The sequence below is a fragment of the Pedobacter sp. Leaf170 genome, assembly GCF_920984665.1.
In the GTDB taxonomy this organism is placed as follows: domain Bacteria; phylum Bacteroidota; class Bacteroidia; order Sphingobacteriales; family Sphingobacteriaceae; genus Pedobacter.
Genome location: NZ_CAKLBP010000003.1, coordinates 71,968 through 85,332, shown reverse-complemented (window position 1 = coordinate 85,332; position 13,365 = coordinate 71,968). Strand labels below are relative to the sequence as shown.

Here is a 13,365-nt window from a genome sequence, read left to right as displayed (position 1 = left end):
ATTCCGTCATTGCCAACCTGCGGCTGGCGGCGAGGAGGAACGACGCGGCAATCTATTTCTGTATATTACCAAAAAGGATTCCACTATAATGAGGTACTTAGCAACAAGACAGAAGTTCTTCTAAATGTTTTCTTTCTAGATGCCTAAATTATTTTTGCCACGGAAACACAGAAATCACTGAATTTTGGTTTTTCTATTATTTTCAATCCATCTGTGTTTATCCCGTTTATCTGTGGTTATTAAAAAAAATAATTCCATGTAAATCCGTGTCTCCGTGGCAAACTAAAAAAGTTAAACCATCGTTTTCTTCCATTTACCTTTTTTAAACAAGATAAAGGCAGCAATGGCAATTCCGGCTTCTGCACTCGGTATAGCAATAAAAACTCCTGTCGGGCCCATTTCTAAATATTTCGCTAAAAAATAAGCTAATGGAATTTGAAAAAGCCAAAAGGCAAAAACATTAATTTTTGTTGGTGTCCAGGTATCGCCAGCACCATTAAACGCACTGCTAAAAACCATCGCCGAACCATAAATAACAAAGCCAATGCTTAAAATTTTTAAGGCTCTGCTTGCAATCTCTATCACTTTAACATCAGAAGTAAAGAAAGATGCAAATAAATGGCCGCAGGTTAAAAATACCACACTAACCACAGCCATAAAAATAATAATGTATTTTAACGTTTGAAAAACTGATTGTTCTGCTCTATCAATGTGACCTGCACCTAAGTTTTGACCAACCAACGTTGCTGCTGCATTACTTAAACCCCAAGCAGGTAGCAAGAAGAACATCATTAACCGAAGTGCCGTTTGATAACCGGCAGAACCTTCGTCACCACCGGTTGTGGCGACTAATTCTGCAAGAAAAACCCAACTGCAACTTGCTATAACAAATTGAAAAATAGCAGGTGCAGCAATTTTTACGATAGCTTTAATTTGCTCAAAATCTGGCAGGAAATGACTGATTCGAATTTTTAATGCATTTTTACCGTTGAATAAATTGTAAACCTGATACGATACACCTAAGCCTCGTCCAATCGTTGTTGCAATCGCCGCACCGGTTAATCCAAATGCCGGTATTGGTCCGAAACCATTAATAAAAATAGGGCAGAGAATGATGTTTGCAATATTAGCAATCCATAAACTTCTCATAGCGATGGCTGCATTCCCGGCGCCTCTAAAAATTCCATTAATTAAGAAAAGTAAAACGATAATTATACTTCCGCCCATCATTATGCGGACAAAATTTACACCATGGTTTGCAGTTTCTGCAGAAGCACCCATTAATAGTAAAATATCTTTAGCATAAATTACACCTGCAATACTTATTAGAATATTTACGGCAACTGCAATTACAATGGTTTGCATACCTGCTTTTGATGCAGCTTCCGGATTTTTTTCGCCAATTCTTCTGGCAACTACGGCTGTTGCGGCCATACTTAAACCTATTGCCAATGAATAGATAATCGTTAAAACTGATTCTGTTAGCCCTACAGTTTGTATAGCAAGGCTGCTGTTTTCTAAATGACCAACAAAATATAAATCAACTAAAGCAAAAACTGATTCCATAGCCATTTCCAACATCATTGGAATAGCCAAAAGAATAATTGCTCTTTTAATGCTGATTGAAGTTAAATCAACTTCATTACCTTTTAACGATTGTACGAGTAGCTCGAAAAAAGAAGATAGTTTGCCCTGCGCCTTAGTTGACTGTGACATATATTGATATTATGAAATGTAATGAATAAACCAAAATACGCTAAAAAGCGTTTATAATCTGTAAAAATGGGAGGGAATCCTTGGTTTTTTAAAACCTCAAACGGATTGCAGATACTATCATGGTTTTTTTCCTTTTGATGTGGTAAAGATAAATAAAATTTTAATTTCTAATTATTTTTTTGCCACGGAAACATGGAACTCACGGAAATTATATTTTTTCAAAGATGAGTTTATTTGCTTCGATTCGTGGAGATACGAACCTAAGTTTGGGATAATCTAATAACGAATCGTCATTTCGACTGGAGCGCAGTCCCGAACATTCGGGAGAGAAATCTTTGAATATTGATTTAATCAGCTTCAAAGATTTCTCGGCTTCGCTCGAAATGACGGTTTAATTAAACATGACTAAATACTATATGCTTTAATCATTTCTTCTGTAACCTTCGTTCCGCGGTTTGTATTTAAATCAATTAACACATAGTCGAAAATACCATCAGAGGCGATTTTACCTGTTTTTTTATTAATGATTTCGAACTGAACGGCACAGCCTTTATCATTCATAGTTAAAATGCCTGTTCTAATCAGCATTAAATCGTTCATTAAAAGTGGGCGTTTGAAATTAATTTCTACCCGACTTACTACCCAGCCTAAACCTAATTTAGTAAAATGTTCCCAAGGCATTCCATAGAATTTCTCCATTTGCTCGTAACGGGCAGCTAATACATAATCAAGGTATTTGCTGTTGTGCACATGGTTGAACATATCTATATCATCAGGGCGTACACGTAATTCGCTTTCGAAAATGCTAAATTGATTCTTTTCCAAGGGTAAATGTTTTGTGCAAAAGTATGGTTTTTAATATTAGATGTATTTTAAGTTTTTTGTAATTTTAAATTATGGGTCGATTGAAAATGTATCATTCGGATGTTAATTGAGATGAAATCGAAGTAAATCGAGAAGTTAAATTACTTTCCATTTCGATAGAAGATAGGTTTTTTAAACTAATTAAACTTAATAATTTAGCTGCTTTGATGAATGGAGGGTAACCACTAAAAGTTCCTTAGGAAAAAGGGATTGTGATTCGTAAACCAAATATTTAATTACTATAAAATATTTTAGCTGTTAAATGTTGTTAAAGTTTTGTTTGTGAATACTTTAATGCATTTCTTAGTAAGATGAAGAAAAACCTCTCAATTATTTTAGTAACCAGTGCTTTTGTTTTAATTACTTCTTCTTCCTTTGGTCAATTCATAATATCTGGAAAAGTCGAGAGTAAACAGAGTGAGGCAATTCCGTATGCCAATATTGGGATAAAAAGAGGTAAGATTGGTACAGTAAGTAAGGATGATGGAAGATTCAATATTTCAATTCCAGATTCACTAGCAAATGATTCTCTTACTTTTTCAAGTATTGGATTTAAAGATAAGAGCTATTTAATTAGTTCACTTAAAGATAAAAATAATCTAATTGTTGTTCTTGACGAAAAGATTATTTCACTTACTGAAATAAAAGTAACCAATAATAAATTAAAGCAATATAAGCTGGGTATAACTGGCAGAACACCGATGTTATCTATCCCAACCAAAAGTTATCAGAAAACTGATATAATTGAGCAGGCTAGATTAATACACCTAAAAAAGCCTGCGAAATTACTTAATGCAAATATATATGTTATTTCAGAATCTTTGAAGGATGTTAATATTCGCTTAAATTTCTATTCTTTAGAAAATGGCTTACCCGGGAAAAGATTGATTGAGAAGAGCATAATTAGAAATGCTAAGATTAATAAAGGTTGGTTTAGCATAGATTTAAAAGACCAGGCTATTTATATTGATGAAGATTTCGTAGTTGCTTTTGAATACTTGCCTGGTACCCAGAACACAATTGTATTCGGTGCAAAATTAGGTGCATCAGATAGTTTTTTAAGAAGCAGCAGTCAAGGTATTTGGAGGAAAAATGTTCTTGGTGGTTGCAGTATCTATATTACTGCTGAAATGTAAAGATTACAGTAAGGGAAATTATGTTTATTTCACAATCTTAAGTGTATAAACCCGACTTAGCGGAAATACTTTTTGCAATATTTTCCAAATGAGATTGCTTCGTCGTTCCTCCTCGCAAAGACGACAAAGGAAATACGGTAAGCAAAAAGATTGCAGCGAGGGCGGGAGTGTAGCAACCGATGGAAAACAGAACCTTGCTTTCCAAATAATCAAGCGATTAGCTTAAAAAAGCTATCTGCAAATTACACTTGCTTATAACCAAAAATACCTTATCTTTGCGCCACATTTAATTAATTTTTACACTTTAATATTATTCAAGAATGTATTTAAGTCCAGAAAAGAAAGCCGAAATCTTTAAACAACACGGCGAAGTTGAAACCAATACTGGTTCAGCAGAAGGTCAGGTAGCGTTATTTACATACCGTATTGCGCACTTAACAGAACACTTAAAGAAAAATCGTAAAGATTTCTCTACACAGTTATCACTTCAAAAATTAGTAGGTAAACGCCGCGGTATTTTGGCTTACTTATACAAAAAAGATATTGAGCGCTACCGTGCTATCATTAAAGCTTTATCGCTTCGTGATATCATTAAACAAAAATAAGCGAATTTTATCAGCAAAAGCCATTCTTTCGGGAATGGCTTTTTACGTTTCCTGTTAAATATTTTAGCAAGATTTACTTATAGATAAGCGATTATGTCTTATCTTCGTTTGCAAAAACAAATACATATATAAACAACGGTGTGTAGAAAGAGGAAAACACACCATAATTCTATTTAAATGAATGTAATAAAAAAATCGTTCGATTTGGGCGATGGCAGAATTGTAGAAATTGAAACTGGTAAATTGGCTAAACAAGCTGATGGTTCGGTTGTAGTTAAAATGGGCGATACGATGTTGTTAGCAACGGTTGTATCTACTGTTGGTGCTAAACCAGGAACTGATTTCTTACCATTATCGGTTGATTATCAAGAAAAATATGCGGCTACTGGTCGTATTCCAGGTGGGTTTTTACGTCGCGAGGCAAGATTATCTGATTACGAGGTTTTAATTTCTCGTTTGGTTGATAGAGCTTTACGCCCAATGTTCCCAAGTGATTATCACTCTGATACACAGGTGATGATTTCATTAATTTCTGCTGATAAAAATATTATGCCAGATTGTTTGGCAGGTTTAGCTGCTTCGGCTGCATTATCGGTTTCTGATATTCCTTTTAATGGTCCAATTTCTGAAGTACGAGTTGCTAAAATTGATGGTAAATTGGTAATCAATCCATACGCTAGCGATTTAGAGCGTGCAACTTTAGAATTTATGGTTGCTGGTTCGGCTAACGATATTGGTATGGTTGAAGGCGAGTGCGATGAAATTCAAGAAGATGAAATGGTTGAGGCTTTAAAATTTGCACACGCTGCAATTAAAGTTCAATGTGCTATTCAGGTTGAATTAACTGAAGCTACTGGTAAAACAGTAAAACGCGAATATAGCCATGAAGACCACGATGCTGATTTAAAAGCGAAGGTTTATGCTGATACTTACGATAAAGTTTACGCAGTTGCGAAATCTGGTTCGAATAAAGATGAGCGTAAAGTTGGTTTTACTGCAATTATTAATGAGTTTTTTGAGGCAATGCCAGAAGATACAGCAGATTTAACTAAAGCAATGGCTAAACATTATTACCATGATGTTCAGTACGATGCGATTAGAAATTTATTGTTAGATGAAGGCATTCGTTTAGATGGCCGTAAAACTACAGAAATTCGCCCTATTTGGAGTGAAGTTGGTTATTTACCAGCAGCACACGGTTCGGCGGTATTTACACGTGGCGAAACTCAATCTTTAACATCAGTTACTTTAGGTAGCAAAGATGATGAGCAAATGATTGATGGCGCTTTCTTTAATGGTTATCAAAAATTCTTGTTGCACTATAATTTCCCAGGTTTTTCAACAGGAGAGGTTAGACCAAACAGAGGCGCTGGTCGTCGTGAAATTGGTCACGGTGCTTTAGCACAACGTTCATTGAAAAAAGTTTTACCTGAAGGCGAAGCTAATCCATATACAATCCGTGTGGTTTCTGATATTTTAGAATCAAACGGTTCTTCATCAATGGCAACTGTTTGTGCTGGTACTTTAGCACTTATGGATGCAGGTATTAAAATCAAAGCGCCAGTTTCTGGTATTGCAATGGGTTTAATTACTGATGAGAAAACTGGTAAATATGCAATCCTTTCGGATATTTTAGGTGACGAAGATCACTTAGGTGATATGGATTTTAAAGTTACTGGTACTGAAAACGGTATCGTTGCTTGCCAAATGGACTTAAAAATCAATGGTTTATCATACGAGGTGTTAACTAAAGCTTTATTACAGGCTAAAGAAGGCCGTTTGCACATCTTAAATGAGATGAAGAAAACGATTGCTCAGCCTAACGAAGACATGAAGCCACATGCTCCACGTATTGTTTCTATCACTATTGAGAAAGAGTTTATAGGTGCAATTATCGGTCCTGGAGGTAAAATTATTCAGGAAATGCAACGCGAAACTGGAGCTTCAATCTCTATCGAAGAAGTTGATGGTAAAGGTATCGTAGAAATTTTCGCTGATAATAAAGCTGCAATTGATGCAGCGGTTACTCGTATCCGTAACATAGTAGCTAAACCAGAAATTGGTGAGGTTTACCAAGGTAAAGTAAAATCAATTATGCCATTTGGTGCATTTGTTGAGGTTATGCCAGGAAAAGATGGTTTATTGCACATTTCTGAAATTTCATGGGAGCGTTTAGAAACTATGGATGGTGTATTGAAAGAAGGTGATAAAATCGAGGTTAAATTATTAGACATTGATAAACAAGGTAAAATGAAACTTTCTCGCAAAGTTTTATTGCCTAGACCAGAAAAACCAGCTGCGCCAAAAGCGTAATAAGGTAGATTGTCATCCTGAGCTTGTCGAAGGATAAATAATACAAACCCTTTCAGTTTACTGAAAGGGTTTTTTGTTTTATTTAAAGCGAACTTAGTTCTTTCTGATTTAAAACTTTCAGACTTGTTTTGTAACTTGCCTTATTAGTGAAATTATATAACTAATTCGTAATTTCAAGGCACGAAGCAGTCTCCTAAATTACTCTCGTTTTAAGATTGCTTCGTGCCTCGCTATGACGAAAAATATAAATACAAAATGAAACATATTATTGCGCCATCCATACTTTCTGCCGATTTTGGTAATTTACAACACGATATAGAAATGATCAATCAAAGTGATGCTGATTGGTTTCATGTTGATGTGATGGATGGTGTGTTTGTTCCAAATATTTCATTTGGTTTCCCGGTGATGGCAGCTGTAAAAAAACATGCTGAAAAGCCTTTGGATGTACATTTAATGATTGTAGAGCCAGATAAGTTTATTCCAGAATTTGCAAAAGCTGGTGCAGATATGATTACAGTACATTATGAAGCATGCACCCATTTACATAGAACAATCCAGTTAATAAAAGCATCTGGATGCATGGCGGGTGTTGCCTTAAATCCACACACGCCAGTCAGTTTGCTGCAAGATGTTATCGAAGATTTAGATTTAGTTTTAATTATGTCTGTTAATCCGGGTTTCGGCGGACAGGCTTTTATCCATAATACTTACAAAAAAATTAAGGATTTAAAGCAATTGATTAAAGGCGTAAATGAAAATTTGGTTATTGAAGTTGATGGCGGTGTTGGTTTACAAAACATTGGTGCATTGGTATCTGCTGGTGCTAACGCTTTTGTTGCCGGCAATGCAATTTTCGCAACGGAAAGTCCTACTGAAACCATTTCAAAAATGAAACAATTAACAACTAGTAGTGTGAGTATCTAATTGTTTAATTGAGAAAATAAGCCTTTACTTTGCCTTATCTTAAACTTGATACCTGATGCTCTTATCTTGATATTAAAAAATGCTCAAATTTCGGCTAATCCTTTTTTTTCTAATTGCTGGCTGCAGTTTAGCGGTTGCGCAGCCATTAGTTAGGGTATCGGGAATAGTTTATAGTGGTGATAAATTGCCTCTACCACAAGTCACAGTAATAGTTTTGGGGCAGGGTCAATCTACTGTAACAGATGAGTTTGGTATGTATACCATATATTCTAAAACTAAAAGTTTCAGTATAAAATATTCTTTATTAGGATATCAGCCTCAAACTTTAAAGTTTAACGAACGCTCTGGTGCCAGAATAATGCAAATGGTAAGTTTGGTGGCAAATGTTAATGAGTTAGAGCAGGTTTACATCACCGATAAGCAAAATCAGCTCAGTAATACAACTACAATAAATATTGCTGATATTGCTTCTATGCCGATGGTTTCTGGAAATTTTGAAACCATGCTTAAAACCCTGCCAGGTGTTTCTACCAACAATGAGTTAAGCGCTCAATATAGCGTTAGAGGTGGAAATTTTGATGAAAATCTGATTTACATCAACGATGTTGAAATCAACAGACCAGTATTAATTCGTAATGGGCAGCAAGAGGGTTTAAGCTTTATAAATTCTGAATTAGTTAGTAAGGCGAAGTTTTCAGCGGGTGGCTTTGAGGCAAAATATGGCGATAAACTTTCGTCGGTTTTAGATATAAGATATGATAAACCCGATAGCAACGAAACGATTTTAAGCACTAGTTTGTTAAATACATCTTTAACCGCAAAGCGGATTTACAAACGGAGCTTCTTTTTAGCAGGTTTGAGGTATAAAAATAACTCAAATGTATTAATTAAGCAGGATGAGAAGGGAAGTTATAAACCAAATTTTGCTGATGCACAGTTCTTGTATCAATATGATTTTTCGCCGAAATTTAACATAAGCATTTTAGGTAATTTAAATGTTGGCCAGTTTAAATTAGAGCCCACAAATCGAGAAACGCAATTTGGAACGTTAAATACAACTTTGCGCCTTAATGTTGATTATACTGGAAAGGAAATTGACGATTATCAAACCTTTGGTACGGCGGTTACCGCAACCTATTCGCCAAAACATAACCAAATCATCAAATTTATAAATAGTTATTTCAATACGATTGAGAGAGAACGGTTCGATATTAATGGCAGTTACACTTTTGACGAAATTGATAGCAATTTTCCCTTAGGAACTTTTGGGCCCGTTACTAAAAATAAGGGTATTGGCAATTATTACAATTACGGGAGGAATAGTTTAAATACACAAATTTTTGCTTCGGAAATTAAAGTCGACCAAAATTTTAATAATCATGTTTTCTCTTGGGGATTAAAGTTTGATAATTCCAGATATGATGATAAATTAAATGAATATAATTATACAGACTCGGCTGGTTATATTTTACCCAATGATTCAAAAAATATTCTGTTGCAAAACGTAATCAATGTAGAAAATAATATTGATATAAAAAATTATAGTGCTTATATTCAGGATAGTTATTCATTATCAAGTAATGCAGAGCTTCAGCTGGGTGCACGTGCAACATACAGCTCTTTAAGCAAGCAATTATTAATTAGCCCAAGGGTTTTAATAGCATACAGGCCTAGTTCAAATAATAAAATATTAAGATTTACAGCCGGGGTTTACAAGCAGCCGCCATCTTACAGAACCATACGAGACTTTACCGGAAACCTGAATATCCATCAAAAAGCCCAAAGCTCTTATAACACTTCTATAGGTTATGATTATGCTTTTGATGCTTTCGGTACAAGATTAAAATTTACCTCCGAAGCTTATTTTAAATATTCAGATAGGTTGATTCCTTATAAAATTGATAATCTCCGAATTAAGTATTTAGCTAATGAAAGCTCTAAAGGTTATGCTTATGGTGCTGATTTTAGTATAGGTGGTGAATTTGTAAAAGACTTGGTTTCTTACTTTCGCATGTCGGTTATGCATGCTAATGAAGATATTACTGGCGACAGCTATATGCAAAATGGCGAAAGGATTTATCCGGGTTATTTAAAACGACCTACAGACCAAAGACTTAATTTCTCTGTTTTTTTTCAAGATAGATTGTTGAATAGTCCAACTTACAAGGTTCACTTAAATGCTTTGTATGGTTCAAGGTTACCAATTGGCCCATCGCAAACGCCAAGATATTTAGATAAGTTTTACATACCATCGTACAAACGAATTGACATTGGCTTTTCGAAAGATTTTCTGGATGATGCCGCTTTACACAAACCTAAGTTTTTAGATAAAAATTTTAATTCTGTTATCTTATTTTTTGAGGTTTTTAATATGCTCAATATTAATAACACGGTTTCGTATTTATGGCTTAAAGATATTGATAATGTGCAATATGCTATTCCAAATTATTTAACGGGCAGACAATTTAATTTGAAACTGATTGTGAAATTGAAGAATTAACCTTCGTAAAAAACGGAAGATTAGGCGTTGAGAACAGAAAACCTCCCAAAGAATTATCAAAACCAAATTCTCTAAACCAGACAGGAACGTAAATACTTTTTGTTGCAATAAATGGACAAGTTTATAATTGCGATAACAAAAAGATTGAAGTAAATGGCGGGACTGTGTTAACCTAAGTGCTGCTTGATTGCTTTACAAATTATAAAAATCTATATAAACGTAGGTTAAACGTTTTATTACAAAAACCATAATGAATTAGTTAAAATCGGTACTATTTTTAACAAAATTTAATTTTTTATGATACGATTTTGTAGCCATTAGTGCTTTAAAAATTTTACATTTACGCCCATAATCATTTACATAATAAGATGAAGCATAATTTTGGCGCAGGCCCTTGTATTTTACCTCAAGAAGTGTTTAAACAAGCTGCACAGGCAGTTTTAGATTTTAACGATGGATTATCAATTTTAGAAATTTCGCATAGAACAACCGAGTTTGAGGCTGTTGTTGCTGAAGCTGAAAAATTGGTAAAAGAATTACTAAATGTGCCATCGGGTTATTCCGTTTTATTTTTACAAGGCGGTGCTAGTTTGCAGTTTGCTATGGTACCGATGAATTTATTGGGCGATGGACAAACCGCAAGTTATTTAGATTCTGGCGTTTGGGCAACCAAGGCTTTAAAAGAAGCTAAATTTGTAGGTAATGTTAATGTTGTTGCATCATCAAAAGATGCAAATTATACATTTATCCCTAAAGATTTTGAAATTCCGGCTGATAGTGCTTACTTCCATTACACCTCAAACAATACAATTTATGGTACCGAACTTTTTGAAGTGCCCGAAACAAGTGTGCCTATCGTTTGTGATATGTCATCGGATATTATGAGCCGTGTGATTGATGTTTCCAAATTTGATTTAATATATGCTGGAGCACAGAAAAACGTTGGTCCTGCGGGTTTAACTATTGTTATTGTTAAGGATGAAATTTTAGGTAAAATAGACCGTAAAATTCCTTCGATGTTGAACTATCAATCTCATATAGACAATGGTTCGATGTACAATACGCCACCTGTTTTCTCTATTTATGTTGCTTTGCTAAACCTTCGTTGGTTAAAATCTAAAGGTGGTGTAGCTGATATTGAGAAGGAAAACAAGCAGAAAGCTGAAGCACTTTACCGGGAGATTGACCGAAATCCATTATTTAAGGGTACTTGTGCCATTGAAGACCGTTCGAAAATGAATATTTGTTTTGTGATGCAAAATGCTGAACTGGAGAAGCCATTTTTAAAATTTGCTGAAGAGCAAGGTATTGTGGGCATTAAAGGACACAGAAGTGTTGGTGGTTTCCGTGCTTCTATGTATAATGCCTTACCAATTACAAGTGTACATGCTTTAATCGATGCTATGCAAACCTTTGAAGAAGCGCAGGCAAAAGCAAATTAATTTAAATTATTAAAAATAATTGATACTCATTTAAGCGTAATCAATTTGGTTATTGAAAATCATATTATGATTAAAATATTAGCAAACGATGGAATAGACCCTATCGGAAAAGAATTATTAGAAAAGGCGGGTTTTCAGGTTGATACAGAAACCATCCCACAAGAGCAATTAGCTGAAGCTTTGAAAAATTATGATGCCATAACGGTTCGTAGTGCTACAAAAGTTAGAAAAGAATTAATTGATGCTGTTCCAAATATCAAACTGATTGGTAGAGGAGGAGTTGGTATGGATAACATCGATGTAGAATATGCTCGTAGTAAAGGTGTAGCTGTGGTAAATACGCCGGCTGCTTCATCGCTATCTGTAGCAGAACTGGTTTTCTCTCACTTATTTACCGGTATAAGATTTTTACAAGATGCGAACCGTAAAATGCCTTTAGAAGGTTCTACGCAATTTAACAACCTTAAGAAAGCTTATGCAAAGGGAACGGAGTTAAATGGCAAAACTATCGGTATAATAGGTTTTGGCCGTATTGGTCGTGCTACCGCAAAAGTTGCCTTAGGTTTAGGTATGAATGTTTTAGCCTATGATTTGTTTCCTTCTGAATCAGAAATTACTTTAAGCTTTCAAGGTGGACAATCGGTTAGCATCCCAATTAAAACGGTTTCTTTAGATGAAGTTATTACCGGAAGTGATTTCTTAAGCTTACATACGCCATTTGCCGATAAACCAATTTTAGGCGCTGAAGAATTTGCGAAAATGAAACCAGGTATTGGTATTGTAAATTGCTCTAGAGGTGGTACAATCGACGAGCCAGCTTTAATTGAGGCTTTAGATTCTGGTAAAGTTGCTTTTGCAGGTTTAGATGTTTTTGATAATGAGCCAACCCCATTAGCCGAAATTTTAACACACCCAAAAATTTCATTAACACCACACATTGGTGCCTCAACTAATGAAGCGCAAGAACGTATTGGTACAGAACTAGCGACTTTAATTATTGAGCATTTTAAGAAATAAGTAATCTCGCGTCATTGCGAGGCGAAGCAATCTCCAGGTAAAAGTATAAGAATTGGCCAACTGCAAAGTTGGCCTTTTCTAATCTAAAGCATTGGTTAATACCCAATAACGATAACCCAAAATTGCTTTCTGGATGTTTGTTAGCTTATTTGGGTCTTTCTTATATAAGCTCGGTAAAATTGCTTTGTTTATTTTTGCTAAAATCTTAAACAATTCTTTTTTCATAAGCACGTATTTTTTTATTGAAAAAGAAAAAACCACCTGCCATTATTAAAAGAAGAAAAACGATAATGTAGGTTGATAAACTTTTGTTGTCTTTTCTGCTTAATTCGACTTTTAATGTTTCGTTTTGGTCCTGAAGTTTTTTGATAGTTAGCATGTAATTCTCAATTTTTTCTTGAGAATTATCTGCAACTGCAACTTTCTGCTCGTTTTGTAGGTCTTTGTAGTCCATCAATATTTTCAACTCTTTGAAAATATTATTATCTGTTAATACAACCTGACGAAGGATTTCATTAGAATTTTTAATGTCTTTTTTAGTTTGCCATCCAAATATTCCTGTTCGCTGATTTAAGCTTTCATCATACTGACCGAATTTTGTACTTCGCTCTTTAAGTAGCGAATTTACTTTAACACGCTGTGCTGCATAAGCAGTTGTATCTTGCTGGGCAAACAATTGAATATTCAGGAATAGAATAGAGATTAGGCAAAAATATTTCTTCATCTGATATAAACGTATAAAGAGGAGGAGTTGTTTGAATGTTAGTTCATTCGTCATAGGTTCATTGGTTGGCAAAGTTTTGTCACTGCTAAAAATCAAGCAATTAAGACTATGTATAAATAGG

At 34.7% G+C, this 13,365-nt stretch carries 11 protein-coding genes; 7 read left to right on the top strand and 4 right to left on the bottom strand.

All coding sequences use genetic code 11. The features are described 5' to 3' along the window. Nucleotides 1-291 precede the first annotated feature (291 nt). Together LUA90_RS09070 and LUA90_RS09065 are read right to left on the bottom strand one after the other, a co-directional pair. On the bottom strand, nucleotides 292-1,716 hold the full coding sequence (locus LUA90_RS09070; protein ID WP_231490737.1) for an MATE family efflux transporter: 1,425 nt from the start codon (nucleotides 1,714-1,716) through the stop codon (nucleotides 292-294). Nucleotides 1,717-2,121: 405 nt separating this feature from the next. After that, complete coding sequence (locus tag LUA90_RS09065) at nucleotides 2,122-2,541, bottom strand: thioesterase family protein (protein ID WP_231490736.1); 420 nt, start codon at nucleotides 2,539-2,541, stop codon at nucleotides 2,122-2,124. Nucleotides 2,542-2,891: 350 nt separating this feature from the next. On the opposite strand from LUA90_RS09065, the gene LUA90_RS09060 reads away from it, so the two are divergent. The 7 genes from LUA90_RS09060 (at nucleotide 2,892) to LUA90_RS09030 (ending at nucleotide 12,520) form a co-directional block, all read left to right on the top strand. Next, nucleotides 2,892-3,716, top strand: coding sequence for a carboxypeptidase-like regulatory domain-containing protein (locus tag LUA90_RS09060; protein ID WP_231490735.1), 825 nt, complete (start codon nucleotides 2,892-2,894; stop codon nucleotides 3,714-3,716). Between the two features lie 320 nt (nucleotides 3,717-4,036). Beyond that, nucleotides 4,037-4,321, top strand: a complete 285-nt coding sequence (rpsO, locus tag LUA90_RS09055; RefSeq protein ID WP_025146265.1) for a 30S ribosomal protein S15 — start codon at nucleotides 4,037-4,039, stop codon at nucleotides 4,319-4,321. A gap of 177 nt (nucleotides 4,322-4,498) precedes the next feature. Beyond that, a complete protein-coding gene (gene pnp / locus LUA90_RS09050) occupies nucleotides 4,499-6,634 on the top strand; it encodes a polyribonucleotide nucleotidyltransferase (RefSeq protein WP_231459480.1) in 2,136 nt (711 codons plus the stop codon). Nucleotides 6,635-6,889: 255 nt separating this feature from the next. Then, nucleotides 6,890-7,561 carry a ribulose-phosphate 3-epimerase gene (rpe, locus tag LUA90_RS09045; RefSeq protein ID WP_231490734.1) on the top strand — a complete coding sequence of 224 codons (672 nt, stop codon included), beginning with the start codon at nucleotides 6,890-6,892 and terminating at the stop codon, nucleotides 7,559-7,561. Between the two features lie 79 nt (nucleotides 7,562-7,640). Further along, nucleotides 7,641-10,061 carry a TonB-dependent receptor gene (locus LUA90_RS09040; RefSeq protein ID WP_231490733.1) on the top strand — a complete coding sequence of 807 codons (2,421 nt, stop codon included), beginning with the start codon at nucleotides 7,641-7,643 and terminating at the stop codon, nucleotides 10,059-10,061. 368 nt (nucleotides 10,062-10,429) lie between these two features. Next, nucleotides 10,430-11,503 carry a 3-phosphoserine/phosphohydroxythreonine transaminase gene (gene serC, locus LUA90_RS09035; protein WP_231490732.1) on the top strand — a complete coding sequence of 358 codons (1,074 nt, stop codon included), beginning with the start codon at nucleotides 10,430-10,432 and terminating at the stop codon, nucleotides 11,501-11,503. Between the two features lie 66 nt (nucleotides 11,504-11,569). Next, on the top strand, nucleotides 11,570-12,520 hold the full coding sequence (locus LUA90_RS09030; protein WP_231459484.1) for a D-2-hydroxyacid dehydrogenase: 951 nt from the start codon (nucleotides 11,570-11,572) through the stop codon (nucleotides 12,518-12,520). A gap of 78 nt (nucleotides 12,521-12,598) precedes the next feature. On the opposite strand, the gene LUA90_RS09025 is transcribed toward LUA90_RS09030, so the two are convergent. Both LUA90_RS09025 and LUA90_RS09020 read right to left on the bottom strand, forming a co-directional pair. After that, nucleotides 12,599-12,745: a hypothetical protein gene (locus tag LUA90_RS09025; RefSeq protein ID WP_231459485.1), complete on the bottom strand. Its 147-nt coding sequence runs from the start codon at nucleotides 12,743-12,745 to the stop codon at nucleotides 12,599-12,601. Then, a complete protein-coding gene (locus LUA90_RS09020; protein WP_231490731.1) occupies nucleotides 12,726-13,298 on the bottom strand; it encodes a hypothetical protein in 573 nt (190 codons plus the stop codon). The genes LUA90_RS09025 and LUA90_RS09020 overlap by 20 nt, the downstream gene beginning before the upstream one ends. Between the last annotated feature and the right edge of the window lie 67 nt (nucleotides 13,299-13,365).